This is a genomic window from Lelliottia sp. EB106-05-01-XG201, from assembly GCF_058791735.1.
Genome location: NZ_JBYTDV010000001.1, coordinates 1,332,122 through 1,349,505 on the forward strand (window position 1 = coordinate 1,332,122; position 17,384 = coordinate 1,349,505).

Sequence of the window (17,384 nt, forward strand, 5' to 3'; positions counted from 1 at the left end):
GCGTGGTAAAATAACTCAAAACCTTTTTAAGGAGTCACGATGTCTGTTATCTGTCCGGATTGCCATGCAGAGCTGGAACCCGTCAACGGAATGGCGCACTGCGAAACGTGCGATAAAGATATCGCGCTGCAAGCGCTATGCCCCGATTGCCATCAACCGCTGCAGGTGTTGAAGGCCTGCGGCGCGGTGGATTATTTCTGCCAGAACGGGCACGGGTTGATTTCGAAGAAACGCGTGGAGTTTAAGCCGGTATAAACCTGCAGATTCTGCCGGATGGCGCTGCGCTTATCCGGCCTACGGTTTTGCGGGTTTTATGGGTTTTGTAGGCCGGGTAAGCGAAGCGCCACCCGGCAACATCAGATACGTCAAAGCCGGTTTAAACCGGTTTTTTCTTGCGCGTCTTTTTAGCGGGCGTTATCCCTTTCACTTCGCTTTCTACCCAGCCGTCGGCCAGACGGGTGGTGAGCACATCACCGGCTTTCACCTGTTTGGTCTGCTTCAGTACCGTGCCGTCGGTCGCCGTGGTCACACTGTAGCCGCGCGCCAGCGTCGAGAGCGGGCTAACGGCTTCCAGATGTGTCACCGCGTTGCCAAAACGCTCACGGGTGCTGCTCAGACGGGCACGGATATTCTCACCCAGACGATACTCAAGCTGCTGCATACGGGTTTGCGCGCGGTAGATGCGCGGCTGTGGGTTTTGCTGATTCAGGCGCTGGGTCATGCGCTGCTGACGTGAAACGGCGCGCTTAAGCTGATTATCCAGCGCAAAGTTCATCCGCTGGCGCAGACGTTCAAGCACCGTTTGCTGACGCGCCAGGCGTAGCTGCGGGTGCTGCTGTTGCAGGCGGTGTTGAAGCTTTGTGAAACGACGATTGCGGTTAGCGAGGAAATAGTCCATCGCCATCTCCAGACGCTGCTGTCCGTTCTGCAACTGGCGCAAGAGTTCCAGCTGGTTCCGGCTGACGATTTCAGCGGCAGCCGACGGCGTAGGCGCGCGCATATCCGCGACAAAATCGGCGATGGTAACGTCGGTTTCATGGCCGACGGCGCTGACGATCGGAATCTGGCTTTCAAAAATCGCCCGCGCCACGCGCTCGTCGTTAAAACTCCAGAGATCTTCCAGCGAACCACCGCCACGCCCGACGATTAACACGTCGCACTCCTGACGCGCGTTGGCTAACGCAATGGCGCGCACAATCTGCCCCGGCGCATCATCGCCCTGAACGGCGGTCGGATAAATAACGACAGGCAGCGACGGATCGCGACGTTTGAGCACGTGCAGAATATCGTGCAGCGCCGCACCGGTTTTAGAGGTAATCACCCCCACGCAATGGGCAGGTGAGGGCAGGGATTTTTTGAACTGCTGATCGAACAAGCCTTCTGCCGAAAGCTTTGCTTTTAGCTGCTCGTATTTCTGCTGTAGCAAGCCTTCGCCCGCGGGCTGCATGCTCTCGACGATGATTTGATAATCACCGCGCGGCTCATACAGGGTGATATTGGCGCGAACCAGAACCTGCTGGCCGTGCTGAGGGCGGAACGTGACCCGACGATTGCTGTTGCGGAACATCGCGCAGCGCACCTGAGCGGTGTCGTCTTTCAGGGTAAAGTACCAGTGCCCGGATGAAGGTTGCGTGAAATTAGAAATCTCTCCGCTGATCCAAACCTGTCCCATTTCCTGCTCGAGCAGCAAACGAACCGATTGATTGAGGCGGCTAACGGTATAAATTGAGGGGCTTTGGGAGGATAACATGTGAGCGGGATCAAATTCTAAATCAGCAAGTTATTCAGTCGATAGTAACCCGACCGGAGGTAATCGCAAGCATTTTTTATAAAAAAGTGTAGATGCAATCGGTTACGCTCTGTATAATGCCACGGCAATATTTAACCACCCAGGTCAGAGATATTGCCCATGCTACGTATCGCTAAAGAAGCACTGACGTTTGACGACGTCCTCCTCGTTCCCGCTCATTCCACCGTTCTGCCGAATACTGCCGATCTCAGCACGCAGTTGACGAAAACCATTCGCCTGAACATTCCTATGCTCTCTGCGGCAATGGACACCGTGACTGAAGCGCGCCTGGCTATCGCTCTGGCACAGGAAGGTGGCATCGGCTTTATTCACAAAAACATGTCTATCGAGCGTCAGGCGGAAGAAGTTCGCCGCGTGAAGAAACATGAATCCGGTATCGTTTCCGACCCACAGACCGTTCTGCCAACCACCACCCTGCACGAAGTGAAAGCGCTGACCGAGCGCAATGGCTTTGCGGGCTACCCGGTTGTGACCGAAGACAACGAACTGGTCGGCATCATCACCGGTCGTGACGTGCGCTTCGTGACCGACCTGAACCAGCCTGTCAGCGTGTACATGACGCCGAAAGAGCGTCTGGTCACCGTGCGAGAAGGTGAAACCCGTGAAGTCGTGCTGGCTAAAATGCACGAAAAACGCGTTGAGAAAGCACTGGTTGTCGACAGCAGCTTCCACCTGCGCGGCATGATCACCGTTAAAGATTTCCAGAAAGCAGAACGTAAACCAAACGCCTGTAAAGACGAGCGTGGCCGTCTGCGTGTGGGCGCTGCGGTAGGCGCTGGTGCGGGCAACGAAGAGCGTGTGGATGCGTTGGTTGCAGCAGGCGTTGACGTTCTGCTGATCGACTCCTCACACGGTCACTCCGAAGGCGTTCTGCAACGTATTCGTGATACCCGTGCGAAATACCCTGACCTGCAGATCATCGGCGGTAACGTGGCAACGGGCGCAGGCGCTCGTGCTCTGGCAGAAGCCGGTTGCAGCGCGGTGAAAGTGGGTATCGGCCCTGGCTCTATCTGTACTACCCGTATCGTAACCGGCGTGGGCGTTCCGCAGATCACTGCGGTTTCCGACGCGGTAGAAGCGCTGGAAGGCACCGGTGTTCCTGTTATCGCCGACGGCGGTATCCGCTTCTCCGGCGACATCGCGAAAGCGATCGCGGCAGGTGCTGCGGCGGTGATGGTCGGCTCTATGCTGGCCGGTACCGAAGAATCCCCGGGCGAAATCGAACTCTTCCAGGGGCGTTCTTATAAATCTTACCGCGGTATGGGCTCCCTGGGCGCGATGTCCAAAGGCTCTTCTGACCGTTACTTCCAGACCGACAACGCCGCTGACAAACTGGTACCAGAAGGTATCGAAGGTCGCGTCGCGTACAAAGGGCGTCTGAAAGAGATCATCCACCAGCAGATGGGCGGCCTGCGTTCCTGTATGGGTCTGACCGGCTGTGGTACTATCGATCTGCTGCGTACTAAAGCGGAATTCGTGCGTATCAGCGGTGCAGGTATCCAGGAAAGCCACGTTCACGACGTGACGATCACCAAAGAGTCCCCGAACTACCGTCTGGGCTCCTGATAAGTTTCCGCGCCCGGCTTAATGCCGGGCGCTTTGTTTCACTTGCCTCGGAATTAGCGTCAATAATGGAAAACATTCATAAACATCGCATTCTTATCCTGGATTTCGGCTCTCAGTACACACAGCTGGTGGCACGTCGCGTGCGCGAACTCGGCGTTTACTGTGAGCTGTGGGCGTGGGATGTGACGGAAGCACAAATCCGTGAGTTCAACCCAAGCGGCATCATCCTTTCCGGCGGCCCGGAAAGCACCACCGAACACAACAGCCCGCGCGCACCGCAATACGTGTTTGAAGCTGGCGTTCCGGTCTTCGGCGTGTGCTACGGCATGCAGACCATGGCGATGCAGCTGGGCGGCCATGTAGAGTCCTCTAACGAGCGTGAATTTGGCTACGCGCAGGTCGAAGTGTTGACCGACAGCGCCCTGGTTCGCGGCATCGAAGATTCCCTGACCCCAGAAGGCAAACCGCTGCTGGACGTATGGATGAGCCACGGCGACAAAGTAACCGCGATCCCGTCCGACTTCGTGACCGTTGCAAGCACCGAAAGCTGCCCGTTTGCCATCATGGCGAACGAAGAAAAACGCTTCTACGGCGTGCAGTTCCACCCGGAAGTGACCCACACCCGTCAGGGTATGCGCATGCTGGACCGCTTTGTTCGCGATATTTGCCAGTGTGAAGCCCTGTGGACGCCAGCAAAAATCATCGACGATGCCGTTGAGCGTATCCGCAAACAGGTTGGCGACGATAAAGTGATCCTCGGCTTGTCCGGCGGCGTGGACTCCTCCGTCACCGCGATGCTGCTGCACCGCGCGATCGGCAAAAACCTGACCTGCGTCTTCGTGGATAACGGTCTGCTGCGTCTGAACGAAGCTCAGCAGGTGATGGACATGTTCGGCGACCACTTCGGTCTGAACATCGTTCACGTTGAAGGCGAAGAGCGTTTCCTGTCCGCATTAGCAGGTGAGAACGATCCGGAAGCCAAACGTAAAATCATCGGTCGCGTGTTTGTTGAAGTGTTCGACGAACAGGCGCTGCGTCTGGAAGACGTAAAATGGCTGGCGCAAGGCACCATCTACCCTGACGTGATCGAATCTGCAGCTTCCGCAACCGGTAAAGCGCACGTCATCAAATCTCACCACAACGTGGGCGGCCTGCCGAAAGAGATGAAGATGGGTCTGGTTGAACCACTGCGTGAGCTGTTCAAAGACGAAGTGCGTAAGATCGGTCTGGAACTGGGTCTGCCGTACGACATGCTGTACCGTCACCCGTTCCCGGGTCCAGGTCTGGGTGTGCGCGTGCTGGGCGAAGTGAAGAAAGAGTACTGCGACCTGCTGCGTCGTGCGGATGCTATTTTCATCGAAGAGCTGCACAAAGCCGACCTGTACAACAAAGTGAGCCAGGCGTTCACCGTGTTCCTGCCAGTCCGTTCCGTTGGCGTGATGGGCGATGGCCGTAAGTACGACTGGGTTGTCTCCCTGCGTGCCGTCGAAACCATCGACTTCATGACCGCACACTGGGCGCACCTGCCGTACGACTTCCTGGGCCGCGTATCCAACCGCATCATCAACGAAGTGAACGGGATTTCCCGTGTCGTTTATGACATCAGCGGTAAGCCACCGGCGACGATTGAGTGGGAATAAGTTTCCCTCTGTGATCAAAAAAACCTCTGATTATTCAGAGGTTTTTTTATGCCTAAATTAATTATTCACCCATTTTTGACGGTATGGATGACGGTATAAATTAGGGGGAATACCCGACGTTGCGCGAGTGGGCTATCGGATTGCAGCATCCAGCGGCTGACTCACCTGCTGAGACTGAATTTTGTCCTGATGATGGTACCAGGCACCGATGGAGGAATAGACGAAGCGGCCAAAGAAAAACAGGAAGCTGATAAGCAAGATAATGCGGGTCATTCGAGTGTTAAATCGATGTCGTTTGTGCATACGCGTTGCCTGACTCACTGTATTTTCCTGGGCATACCCTTTTGGGCGATGGGACTATTAAGTCACAGTGGGCGTCAAGGGTCAATTACGAATTGTGTAAAAAATCGTCAATGTAATAATTAGTTGATGTTATCGATAGCGATGCAATTATTTACCGCATTGATAGAAAACGGAAAACCTCAAGGAAAAATTGTAATATTTGATCTTTTAATGCACTGGTATTGATTTGAATCAATTCTTACCCGGCATTGATCACTAAAATCCTCCCTCCACGATGTTCTCTCTATGAAAGCGGTGTGCGTCAGCTCGTCAGGTTAGATGCCTGTCTGCAACTACCCTCAGGATCAAACGGTCTCAACCAGGCGTCTATGAACACTCTATTATTCCTGAAGCAGCACAAAGACCGGTGGTGGGCGCTCCCCCTTATTTTGCCTGTCATTTTTCTGCCCATATTTAGTTTTGCCAGCACCTATACTCATTTAAATGGCGGGATCATTGCCCTCTATTACATGCCGCTGGCATTCCTGCTCACCCTATTACTGTTTTTCGGCCTGTCGGCCCTTCCGGGCATCATCCTGGCGCTATTTCTTCGCTATCACTCCACGAGCGGTATTTTTGAAACGGCGGCGGTTATCTGTCATTTTATCGTTCCCCTGACGCTCAGCTGGGGCGGATATCGCGTGTTTTCTCCTCCGCGAAATATGGTGGCCTACGGCGATGCAAAGCTCATGGCGCTGCGACTTTTCTGGCAGGTATTGTGCCCGTCGGCGCTGTTTTTGGTGCTGTTCCAGTTTGCGGTCTATCTTGGGATCTACGAGACTCGCCAGAGTATGGCGGGGCTGAACCCGCTGACCATACGCACTCTGGTGAATTTTCAGGGGCTGCTGGTGGGTGGGCTGACGGGCGTGCCGCTGAGCTATCTGCTGATCCGGATCATCCGCCATCCGCGCTATTTAAGGGCGCTGATGTCACAGATCCGAACGCAGATCGACAAGAAAGTGACCGTAACGGAATTTATCCTCTGGCTCGCGGCGCTGGGCGGTTTGCTCTCTCTCCTTTTGATCCCCTTGAGCGATACCAGTACCATTTTCAGCACCAACTATACGTTGTCGTTGCTGATGCCGCTGATGCTGTGGGGCGCGATGCGGTTTGGCTATAAGCTGATGTCTCTTATCTGGACGCCAGTGCTGATGGTCGCCATTCACTATTTTTACCGCTATATCCCGTTGGGCCAGGGTTACGACATCCAGCTGGCGATCACCTCGTCCAGCTATCTGGTGTTCTCTTTTGTAGTGATTTACATGTCGATGCTGGCCACGCGTCAGCGTGTGATCACCCTTCACGCAAGACGTCTGGCGTTTCTCGACCCGGTGGTTCATATGCCGAACCTGCGCGCAATGACGCGGGCACTGACGAAATCGCCCTGGTCAGCGCTCTGTATGCTGCGGATTCCGGAGCTCGAAGTGCTGGGCCGTAACTATGGCGTGCTGCTGCGCATCCAGTACAAGCAAAAACTGGCCGAGTGGCTCAAAAGTTCGCTTCAGCCGAACGAGTGTGTCTACCAGCTTTCGGGCTGCGACCTGGCGATTCGGCTGAACACTGAATCTCACGCGCTGCGCATTGAAGAGCTCGACAAGAAGATTAAAGAGTTTCGTTTCATCTGGGACGGAATGCCGCTGCAGCCGCAGGTGGGCATGAGCTATTGCTGCGTGCGCTCCCCGGTGAACCATCTCTATTTGCTGCTGGGTGAGCTGAGCATCATTGCCGATTTATCGCTATCCACTAACCATCCTGAGAATCTTCAGCAGCGCGGCGCCATGCATCTGCAGCGCACGCTGAAAGACAAAGTTGCGATCATGAACCGCCTGCAATGGGCGCTTGAGCAAGATGAATTCAGATTAATGGCGCAACGGGTGCAGGGGACCCGCGGCGATCATTACCACGAAATTTTGATACGCATGCCAGGGGAGAACGGCGCGCTGCTCTCGCCAGATAAATTCCTGCCTGTGGCGCTGGAGTTTGGTTTGTCGTCGCGCGTCGATTTATGGGTGCTGGAACGTACGCTGCAATTTATGGCCGAGCACCGTGACAGATTGCCAGGGCAACGTTTTGCCGTAAATCTGTCGTCCTCAACCATCTGCCGGTCACAGTTCCCGCTCGACGTTCACCGGCTACTGAAAAAGTACGGTATTGAAGCCTGGCAGATGATCTTTGAGATCACCGAAAGCAGCGGGTTTGGTAATGCCGATCTCGCCAGGCAGACCGTTAAACAGCTGCAGAAGATGGGTTGCCGGGTTGCCATTGATGATTTTGGCACCGGATACGCGAGTTATGCGCGCCTGAAAAGCATCGATGCCGATATGCTAAAAATTGATGGCAGCTTTATTCGCAACATCGCTGACAACAGCCTGGATTACCAGATTGTGGCGTCGATGTGCCATCTTGCACGCATGAAGAACATGCTGGTGGTGGCTGAGTATGTGGAAAGCGAAGCGATTCGCAGCGCGGTGAATGCGCTGGGGATCGATTATCTGCAGGGGTATTTGATTGGAAAACCTGAGGCGCTTGAAACACTGATTGATTCTCAGGCGCCATCCGACGCCTGAGAACAGAGCATTACGCCGCGACGTCCGGCGACTGCTCTTCTTCAATTTTCAGCAACCAGCCGGTCACACCTTCCCAGTACTGCTGCTCTTTTTCGAGATCCAGCAGTACCAGCGCATTCTGGCTAAACCAGTCGTGCGGGAAACTGAGCGTCCAGTGATGGTCGTCGGTTTTCAGAATTAGCGTCGGCGGTGTGGTGGTGGCCTGACGCTGGTTATTCAGCAGTACGCCTAAGCGCAGCAGCTGGATCAGCGGCAGGAACTGTTTTTTCTTGAACAGCGTGAAGCGCGGCAAATCGTCCAGTTTAATCGCTTTACGGTGATAACGCACGAGGGTCGCCATCATCGTCTGCTGCTCCTGGTTGAAGCCCGGCAGATCGCTGTTTTGCAGAATATAGGCGGAGTGGCGGTGCATGCCGCTGTGGTTAATATTCAGGCCCACTTCATGCAGCATCGTTGCCCATTTCAGCAGAGCAGCCAGCTGCGGGTGCGCCAGCTTCGGATTCTGTGCTTCCCACTGCTCGTAAATATGCGTGGTGGTTTCCAGAACACGCTTCGCCTGTTCACGGTCGATGTTGTACTGATTCGCCAGGCTTTGCGCGGTACGGCTGCGGATATCCTGATGACGGAAACGGCCTTCCATTTCGTACAGCACGCCTTCGCGCAATGCACCGTCGGACAGGCGCAGCTCGCGGATTGCCAGCGCATCGAAGACGCCGCACAGGATCGCCAGGCCTGGCACAAACACCGCTTTACGCTCGTCGGACAAGCCCGGCAGGCTCAGAGCATCAAAGCTTTTATGTTTCAGCACCTCTTCGCGCAGTAACTCCAGGCGCTCCGGGGTGATAATCCCGTCTTTTTCGCCCATCGCCAGCAGCACTTCATGCGCTGCCTTGATGCTGCCAGACGCTCCGAGGGCAACGTTCCAACCCTGAATGCGATACTGCCAGGCGAGGGATTCCAGCTTTTGTACCGCCGCCATTTTCGCGCGCTGGAAGTTTTCCCGGTTTATGGTGCCGCCAGGGAAATACATCTGCGCAAAGCTGACGCAGCCCATACGGCGGCTCTCGACCAGCTTAGGCTCGAAGTCTTCGCCGATGACCAGCTCAGTGGAACCACCGCCGATGTCGATCACCAGCTTGCGGCCTTTTTCCGGCTGAGTGTGTTCCACACCCATGAAAATTAGACGCGCTTCTTCGTTACCCGAGATGATTTCAATCGGGTAGGGGATCACTTTTTCCGCGCGTTTGAGAAACTCCGGCGCGTTCAGCGCCTGGCGCAGGGTGTGCGTTCCAACGATGCAAACGCTCGACGCTGAAAAACCCTGCAAGCGTTCGGCGAACAGCGACAGGCAGGCTAAGCCGCGCTCCATCGCCTCTTCGCTGAGCATATTTTTGTCGTCAAGACCATCGGCGAGATGAACGCGCTGCTTGAGGCGCCCGATGATCTGCATGGCTCCATCCACCTCGCGGGCGATGACCATATGGAAGCTGTTAGAACCTAAATCGACCGCAGCAAACTCCTGCGGGCGTGGCGTCTTATCATTTATCGGCATAGGTTAATCAGGTTGCTCGAGTGATTTGATATAGTCGTAAATCGCCAGCTGTGAGCGCACTTTACGGCGGTTGCCGCGCTGCACGTAGCGGTTACTCAGTTCTTTGTCGATATAGCGAGCCTTCACTGTGTCGCTGAGTTGCAGCTCAATAATATCGAGGATTTGCTGCTTGAGACGCGGGTCCAGCAGCGGGGTGGCGACTTCAATTCGGTAATCAATATTACGCGTCATCCAGTCCGCGGAAGAGAGATAGACCTGTTTATCGCCACCATTTTCAAAAATATAGATCCTGTCGTGTTCCAGATAACGGTCCACGATGCTGGTCACGCGAATATTGTCGCTGATGCCTTCCAGTTCTGGAATCAACGAGCACATGCCGCGGATCAGTAAATTCACCGGTACACCGGTGCTGGAGGCCGCATACAGGCGATCCACCAGACCTTTGTCGACCAGGTTATTCAGTTTGAGCGTGATACCCGATGGCTCACCTTTTTGCGCAGCGGCGATCTCTTTGTCGATCATCGCGTACAGCAGGCGGCGCGAGTTCTGCGGGGAGACCAGCAGATAGTCGAAGCTCACCGGGCGGTACGGGTTTTCGATGAAGTTAAACACCCGACGCACTTCGTTGGTGATGCGCGCGTCGGCGGTCAGCAGCGAGTAGTCCGTATAGAGTCGCGCGGTTTTCTCGTTAAAGTTACCGGTCCCGATGTGGGCGTAGCGCACCACGTCGTCGCCTTCTTTTCGGGAAATCAGGAACAGCTTGGCGTGAATTTTCAGGCCAGGTGCGGAGAAGATGACGTGTACACCGGCTTCCGTCAGACGACGCGCCCAGTGGATGTTTGCCTCTTCGTCGAAACGCGCCTGCAGCTCAACCACCACCGTCACTTTTTTACCGTTGTGCGCGGCGTGGATCATTGCATCAATAATGCGCGAGTCTTTTGCCACGCGGTAGATGTTGATTTTGATCGCCAGCACGTTCGGGTCGAACGACGCCTGCCGCAGCAGTTCCAGCACGTGCTCAAAAGTGTGGTACGGATAGTAAAGCAGTACGTCGCGCTCGCGGATGGCGTCGAATCCGTTACGGAATTTATCGAACCAGATATGGCGCAGGCGCGGCAGCGGTTTGTTGACCAGATTGGCTTTGCCGACGTTCGGGAAGCCAATAAAGTCTTTAAAGTTGTGGTAACGCCCGCCCGGCACGATGGAGTCGTAGCGGGAGATGGTCAGCTTGTCACGCAGCATTTCGACCATCGCATCCGGCATGTCGCGCTGATACACAAAGCGCACCGGTTCGGCGGTCAGACGCTGTTTCAGGCTGGAGGACATCAGCTCCATCAGGCTGGCTTCCATCTCGTGCACCAGGTCGTACTCGGCGTCACGGGTCATTTTCATGGAATAGGCGTTCAGCGCGTCGTAATCGAAGAAGCCTTTGAAAATGTCGTCGAGGCAGTAGCGCAGGATGTTATCCAGCAGGATCATCGGCTTGCGGCGGCGCGGCGTTTCCGGCGGCAGGTTCACAAAGCGCGGGACTTTGTCTGACGGGATCTCCAGCAGCGCGTAGCGAATGGAGTCGCCGCGAATAATCTCAACCGCCAGATAGGTGTAGTCATCTTTCAGGAACTGCACCAGATCCGTTTCGCGATTGATAAGAATAGGGGTGATGTGCTGGCGCAGATAGTGTTTGAAGTAGTGGCGCAGCCAGGTTTGTTGATTGGCGGAAAGTTGACGTTCATTAATCAGGAAGATTTGGTTGCGTGCCATCTCGAGCAGCAGCTCGTTATACAGACCGTCAAATTCCTGGTCCGCTTTCAGGACGCGCGCCTGGATTTTTCCCAGCAGATGGCGTGAATGGGAGTTCAGACCTTGCTCTTCGCTGATGATGATCCGCCGTTTCAGTTCGGCAAAACGGACCTTGTAGAATTCATCCAGGTTATTGGAATAAATACCCAGAAAACGCATACGCTCAATCAGCGGATTGCTTTTATCAGCCGCTTCCTGAAGCACACGTTCGTTGAACGCCAACCAGCTTAGCTCTTTCTCGATGTATAACTTTTCCTGACCCATTACAACTTACACTCCGTTTCAATCACGGGACGCAGCAAATCCGTCTCGATTCTATTATGGCGAGCTTTGACACGAGATGTCCAACTGTGCCAGAAAAGTATGACAGTTAATTTTTTTTCTGGGGGAATTTAGGGAGTTGGTGGGGGATAAAGGCGCGTCGGGTGGCGCTGCGCTTACCCGACCTACAAAAACCATAGGCCCGTGCAAGCGCAGCGCCGCCGGGCAAAACAGACTACTCGTCCGCCGCATGTCCCTGCGCGGGCAGCTTCACGCCATCCAGCCAGGCGGCGTTATCACGCATCTCAAGACGCCCGTCGACAAACCAGCTCACCACTAACGGATAAATGGCGTGCTCCTGCGTCTGGACGCGCTCGGTGATGTCGTCTTCGTCGTCGCCATCAAACACCGGAATTTTGGCCTGCAAAATCACCGGCCCGCCGTCCAGCTCGTCGGTGACGAAATGCACGGAGGTACCATGCTCCTCATCGCCATTTTCCAGCACCTGACGGTGGGTGTGCAGGCCCGGATATTTCGGCAGAAGAGAAGGGTGGATGTTCAGCAGGCGGCCGGAATAGTGAGAGACAAACACCGGGCTTAAGATGCGCATATACCCGGCCAGCACCACGACATCCGGCGCATAGGCGTCGATCTCATGCACCAGTTCCCGGTCAAAGGCTTCACGACTGGCAAACTGTGAGGCTTCCAGCGCGTGCGCCGGGATATGGGCATCCCGCGCACGCTCAAGGCCGAACGCATCGGCCTTGTTGCTGAATACTGCGCGAATGGTGCCATTGATCTGTTTCTGTTTGCAGGCGTCGATGATTGCCTGCAAATTGCTTCCGTTACCGGAAATGAGCACCACAATATTTTTCATTCAATGACCACGCGCTGTTCGGAATCAGAAGCTTTGATGATACCGATTTTCCACGCGTTTTCACCTTTCGCCTTCATCAGTTCAACGGCTTTATCCGCTTCGCTGGCAGGCAGGGCAATCAGCATGCCGACGCCGCAGTTGAAGGTGCGATACATTTCGTGCTGGCTGACGTTGCCCGCGGTTTGCAGCCAGTTGAACACGGCTGGCCACTGCCAGGAGGACTCGTCGATCACCGCCTGCGTATTGTCAGGCAGCACGCGCGGGATATTTTCCCAGAAGCCGCCGCCGGTCAGGTGCGCAATGGCGTGAACGTCAACGTTCTCGATCAGCTCAAGAATGTTTTTCACGTAGATACGGGTCGGTGCCAGCAGGTGATCGGCCAGCGGTTTGCCTTCGAGCTCGGTGGTTTCCGGGTCGCAGCCGCTCACTTCGAGGATCTTACGCACCAGGGAGTAACCGTTCGAGTGTGGGCCGCTTGAGCCAAGGGCAATCAGGACATCGCCATCGGCCACTTTGCTGCCGTCGATAATTTCTGATTTTTCTACCACGCCGACGCAGAAGCCCGCGACGTCGTAATCTTCACCGTGGTACATGCCCGGCATCTCTGCGGTTTCGCCGCCGACCAGCGCACAGCCAGACTGCAGACAGCCTTCGGCGATACCGGTAATCACGCTGGAGGCCGTATCCACGTCCAGTTTGCCGGTCGCATAGTAGTCGAGGAAGAAGAGGGGTTCAGCACCCTGCACCACGAGGTCGTTCACACACATGGCCACCAGGTCGATCCCGATGGTGTCGTGGCGTTTGAGATCCATCGCCAGACGCAGCTTCGTGCCCACGCCGTCAGTGCCAGAAACCAGAACAGGCTCACGATATTTTTGCGGCAGTGCGCACAGCGCGCCAAATCCACCCAGACCACCCATCACTTCAGGGCGGCGAGTCTTTTTGACCACACCTTTGATTCGGTCAACCAGCGCATTACCTGCGTCAATATCAACACCGGCATCTTTATAGCTGAGAGAAGTTTTGTTGGTCACGGCTTAAGTCCCCACGCATAGCATAGTAAGAAAAATCGGCGCAATTCTAACAGTCCAGGCAAACGTTTGCGAGCCTATTCTGCGGTCAAAAAAAGTCGCTGAAAATTTACACATTTTTGCATTGGGCGAGGACAAACTTGATACCGTTCACGAAAATGAAACCGGTTTCGGCAATCTGCTTGCAACAGGCTAAGCCATTGCACATGATTTGACTGAAACCGGTTTCTGTAATTGTTTTTGCAGAAAATAACGCAGAATGAGGGAAAAGGCATGCCAGGATTTAAAGAAGGTTTTCTGTGGGGCGGCGCGGTGGCGGCGCATCAGCTGGAAGGTGGCTGGAAAGAGGGCGGTAAGGGGATAAGCGTCGCGGACGTGATGACGGTCGGGGCGCACGGCGTACCGCGTGAAATCACCCAGGGCGTCATCCAGGGCAAAAACTACCCGAACCACGAAGCCATCGATTTTTACCATCGCTACAAAGAAGACATCAAACTTTTCGCCGAACTGGGCTTTAAATGTTTCCGCACCTCCATTGCCTGGACGCGCATTTTCCCGAAAGGCGACGAGCTGGAGCCTAACGAAGCCGGTCTGAAATTCTACGACGACCTGTTCGATGAATGCCTGAAACACGGCATCGAGCCGGTGATTACCCTGTCGCACTTTGAGATGCCTTTCCATCTGGTGACCGAATACGGCGGCTGGCGCAACCGTAAGCTGATCGACATGTTCGTGCGTTTCGCCAGCGTCTGCTTTAAGCGTTATCAGCACAAAGTGAAGTACTGGATGACCTTCAACGAGATCAACAACCAGGCCAACTTCCACGAAGATTTCGCACCCTTCACCAACTCCGGCCTGAAATACGAAGAGGGTGAAGATCGCGAGCCGGTGATGTTCCAGGCCGCGCACTATGAGCTGGTGGCCAGCGCCCTGGCGGTGAAAGCCGGACGTGAAATCAATCCGTCCCTGCAAATCGGCTGCATGATTGCCATGTGCCCAATCTATCCGCTGAGCTGCGCGCCAAACGACATCATGATGGCAATGAACGCCATGCACCGTCGCTACTGGTTCACCGACGTGCACGTGCGCGGAAAATATCCGCAGCATCTGCTGAACTACTTTGAGCGCCGCGGTTTCGAGCTGGATATTACCGACGAGGACATTGCAGCTCTGAAGCAGGGCTGTGTCGATTACATCGGCTTCAGCTATTACATGTCCTTCGCCACCAAAGCCACGCCGGATAATCCGCAGCTTGATTATGACGAGAGCAAAAGCCTCGTTTCCAACCCGTACGTGCAGAAATCCGACTGGGGCTGGCAGATTGACCCGGTGGGCCTGCGCTACTCCCTGAACTGGTTCTGGGATCACTACCAGCTGCCGCTGTTTATCGTTGAGAACGGCTTCGGAGCGATCGACGTGCAGGAGAGTGACGGTACGGTCAATGACCAGTACCGCATCGATTATCTCGACGCTCATATCCGCGAAATGAAAAAAGCGGTCGTCGAAGATGGCGTGGATCTGATGGGTTACACCCCGTGGGGTTGTATCGATCTGGTCTCTGCCGGAACCGGCGAAATGAAAAAACGTTACGGCTTTATTTTTGTTGATAAAGACAACGAAGGTAACGGCACCCTGAACCGCAGCAAGAAAAAATCTTTCGACTGGTATCAGAAGGTGATCGCCACTAACGGCGCAGACCTGTAATCGCCCGGCGGCGCTGCGCTCTCCCCCCTGTAAGCCGGGTAAGCGCAGCGCCACCCGGCAAAACTCCCTTCTTTTTTTTCCTGTTTTATACTCACTATCGCTCCCTAATCCACTTTGCTTGATCGGCATCAAGCAAGATGGGTATGGCGAACCCGGAAAAAAGCGGTATAATCCGGCGATTTTTTTTGCGGTAGCCACCTCAGAGGAGAATGAGAATGAAGATTGTGGAAGTGAAACACCCACTCGTTAAACACAAGCTGGGCCTGATGCGTGAGCATGACATCAGCACGAAGCGTTTTCGCGAACTGGCCTCTGAAGTTGGAAGCTTACTGACTTACGAAGCGACGTCTGACCTGGAAACTGAAAAAGTGACCATCGAAGGCTGGAACGGCCCGGTTCAGGTTGAGCAGATCAAAGGTAAGAAAATTACCGTGGTGCCAATCCTGCGCGCAGGTCTGGGCATGATGGAAGGCGTGCTGGAGCACGTACCGAGCGCGCGTATCAGCGTAGTCGGTATCTACCGTAACGAAGAAACTCTCGAACCCGTCCCGTATTTCCAGAAGCTGGTGTCTAACATCGACGAGCGTATGGCGCTGGTCGTTGACCCAATGCTCGCCACCGGCGGCTCCATGATCGCCACCATCGACCTGCTGAAAAATGCCGGCTGTAACAGCATCAAGGTGCTGGTACTGGTTGCGGCACCGGAAGGTATCGCGGCGCTGGAAAAAGCGCACCCGGACGTTGAGCTGTATACCGCCTCTATCGACCAGGGGCTGAACGAGCACGGGTACATCATCCCGGGGCTCGGCGATGCCGGCGACAAGATTTTTGGTACGAAATAATCGAATAACGATAAAGAAGCCGACTTTGATAGTCGGCTTTTTTTTGAATAAAACACAAACAACTCACAATACTTAGAGGAAAACACTATGACGCGCCGTACTATCGGGGTGAGTGAAAGACCGCCGCTTTTGCAGACGATCCCGCTTAGTTTGCAGCACTTGTTTGCCATGTTTGGCGCAACCGTACTGGTGCCCATCCTGTTTCACATCAACCCGGCCACCGTACTGCTGTTCAACGGCGTCGGCACGCTGCTGTATCTTTTCATCTGTAAAGGCAAAATCCCGGCGTATCTGGGCTCCAGCTTTGCGTTTATCTCCCCGGTCCTGCTGCTGCTGCCGCTAGGCTACGAAGTGGCGCTGGGCGGGTTTATCATGTGCGGCGCGCTGTTCTGCCTGGTGGCTTTCATTGTGAAGAAAGCCGGGACCGGCTGGCTGGACGTGATGTTCCCGCCTGCGGCGATGGGCGCAATCGTTGCCGTCATTGGTCTCGAGCTGGCGGGTGTGGCGGCGAACATGGCCGGTCTGCTGCCAGCGGACGGACAATCCCCGGAATCCAAAACCATCATTATTTCGCTGGTGACTCTGGGCGTAACCGTATTCGGTTCGGTGCTGTTCCGCGGTTTCCTGGCGATTATCCCGATTCTGATTGGGGTGCTGGCGGGCTACGCGCTCTCCTTCGCAATGGGCGTGGTGGATACCTCCCCGATTGCCCAGGCGCACTGGTTCGCGCTGCCAACCTTCTACACGCCACGCTTTGAGTGGTTTGCGATCTTCACCATTCTGCCTGCCGCGCTGGTGGTGATTGCCGAGCACGTCGGCCATCTGGTGGTGACGGCGAACATCGTCAAAAAAGATCTGATCCGCGACCCTGGCCTGCACCGTTCGATGTTCGCCAACGGTCTGTCGACCATGATCTCCGGCTTCTTTGGCTCCACGCCAAACACCACCTACGGTGAGAACATCGGCGTGATGGCGATTACCCGCGTCTACAGTACCTGGGTAATCGGCGGAGCGGCGATCTTTGCGATTCTGCTCTCCTGCGTCGGGAAACTGGCGGCGGCGATCCAGATTATCCCGGTTCCGGTGATCGGCGGTGTCTCTCTGCTGCTGTACGGGGTGATTGGTGCGTCCGGTATTCGCGTGCTGATTGAATCCAAAGTGGATTACAACAAAACGCAGAATCTGATCCTGACCTCCGTTATCCTGATCATCGGCGTGAGCGGCGCGAAGGTGCACATCGGTGCGGCAGAGCTGAAAGGGATGGCGCTGGCGACTATCGTTGGCGTGGGCCTGAGCCTGATCTTCAAGCTGATCTCTGTGCTTCGCCCGGAAGAAGAAGTGCTGGACGCTCAGGAGAGCGAAAAAGCATCACATTGATCCTGAATCCGGGCG

The 17,384-nt window shown here is 55.1% G+C and carries 13 protein-coding genes; 7 read left to right on the forward strand and 6 right to left on the reverse strand.

Features of this window, described 5'->3' with window-relative positions:
• The first annotated feature begins 39 nt into the window (after nucleotides 1-39).
• Nucleotides 40-255, forward strand: a complete 216-nt coding sequence (locus tag AC3WS9_RS06235; protein ID WP_285146869.1) for a zinc ribbon domain-containing protein — start codon at nucleotides 40-42, stop codon at nucleotides 253-255.
• A gap of 121 nt (nucleotides 256-376) precedes the next feature.
• Here the strand turns inward: AC3WS9_RS06235 and xseA are convergent, their stop codons facing one another.
• Nucleotides 377-1,750 (reverse strand): exodeoxyribonuclease VII large subunit, encoded by a 1,374-nt coding sequence (gene xseA, locus AC3WS9_RS06240; protein ID WP_492487337.1) that lies wholly within the window; start codon nucleotides 1,748-1,750, stop codon nucleotides 377-379.
• A gap of 159 nt (nucleotides 1,751-1,909) precedes the next feature.
• Here xseA and guaB point away from each other — a divergent pair, with 159 nt between their 5' ends.
• Both guaB and guaA read left to right on the forward strand, forming a co-directional pair.
• Nucleotides 1,910-3,376, forward strand: a complete 1,467-nt coding sequence (guaB, locus tag AC3WS9_RS06245) for an IMP dehydrogenase (RefSeq protein ID WP_282495504.1) — start codon at nucleotides 1,910-1,912, stop codon at nucleotides 3,374-3,376.
• Between the two features lie 62 nt (nucleotides 3,377-3,438).
• Complete coding sequence (gene guaA / locus AC3WS9_RS06250; RefSeq protein WP_285146928.1) at nucleotides 3,439-5,016, forward strand: glutamine-hydrolyzing GMP synthase; 1,578 nt, start codon at nucleotides 3,439-3,441, stop codon at nucleotides 5,014-5,016.
• 132 nt (nucleotides 5,017-5,148) lie between these two features.
• Here guaA and AC3WS9_RS06255 read toward each other — a convergent pair whose 3' ends face one another.
• Entirely contained in the window at nucleotides 5,149-5,319 is a 171-nt protein-coding gene (locus AC3WS9_RS06255) for a YfgG family protein (RefSeq protein ID WP_282495503.1), read from the reverse strand.
• 368 nt (nucleotides 5,320-5,687) lie between these two features.
• Here AC3WS9_RS06255 and AC3WS9_RS06260 point away from each other — a divergent pair, with 368 nt between their 5' ends.
• Nucleotides 5,688-7,925 (forward strand): EAL domain-containing protein, encoded by a 2,238-nt coding sequence (locus tag AC3WS9_RS06260; RefSeq protein WP_492487339.1) that lies wholly within the window; start codon nucleotides 5,688-5,690, stop codon nucleotides 7,923-7,925.
• A 10-nt stretch (nucleotides 7,926-7,935) separates the two neighbouring features.
• Here AC3WS9_RS06260 and ppx read toward each other — a convergent pair whose 3' ends face one another.
• The 4 genes from ppx to purM all read right to left on the reverse strand — a co-directional run bounded on the left by ppx (nucleotide 7,936) and on the right by purM (nucleotide 13,449).
• Nucleotides 7,936-9,477: an exopolyphosphatase gene (gene ppx, locus AC3WS9_RS06265; RefSeq protein WP_282495501.1), complete on the reverse strand. Its 1,542-nt coding sequence runs from the start codon at nucleotides 9,475-9,477 to the stop codon at nucleotides 7,936-7,938.
• A 3-nt stretch (nucleotides 9,478-9,480) separates the two neighbouring features.
• A complete protein-coding gene (ppk1, locus tag AC3WS9_RS06270; protein ID WP_282495500.1) occupies nucleotides 9,481-11,541 on the reverse strand; it encodes a polyphosphate kinase 1 in 2,061 nt (686 codons plus the stop codon).
• 232 nt (nucleotides 11,542-11,773) lie between these two features.
• A complete protein-coding gene (gene purN, locus AC3WS9_RS06275; RefSeq protein ID WP_492487341.1) occupies nucleotides 11,774-12,415 on the reverse strand; it encodes a phosphoribosylglycinamide formyltransferase in 642 nt (213 codons plus the stop codon).
• On the reverse strand, nucleotides 12,412-13,449 hold the full coding sequence (purM, locus tag AC3WS9_RS06280; protein WP_282495498.1) for a phosphoribosylformylglycinamidine cyclo-ligase: 1,038 nt from the start codon (nucleotides 13,447-13,449) through the stop codon (nucleotides 12,412-12,414). The genes purN and purM overlap by 4 nt, the downstream gene beginning before the upstream one ends.
• A 270-nt stretch (nucleotides 13,450-13,719) precedes the next feature.
• Between purM and AC3WS9_RS06285 the strand changes: the two genes are divergently transcribed.
• From AC3WS9_RS06285 to uraA, 3 genes are all read left to right on the forward strand, one after another.
• Nucleotides 13,720-15,150, forward strand: a complete 1,431-nt coding sequence (locus AC3WS9_RS06285) for a 6-phospho-beta-glucosidase (protein WP_282495497.1) — start codon at nucleotides 13,720-13,722, stop codon at nucleotides 15,148-15,150.
• Nucleotides 15,151-15,365: 215 nt separating this feature from the next.
• On the forward strand, nucleotides 15,366-15,992 hold the full coding sequence (gene upp, locus AC3WS9_RS06290; protein WP_023308769.1) for a uracil phosphoribosyltransferase: 627 nt from the start codon (nucleotides 15,366-15,368) through the stop codon (nucleotides 15,990-15,992).
• An 87-nt stretch (nucleotides 15,993-16,079) separates the two neighbouring features.
• Nucleotides 16,080-17,369, forward strand: coding sequence for a uracil permease (uraA, locus tag AC3WS9_RS06295; RefSeq protein ID WP_095282874.1), 1,290 nt, complete (start codon nucleotides 16,080-16,082; stop codon nucleotides 17,367-17,369).
• Nucleotides 17,370-17,384 lie beyond the last annotated feature (15 nt).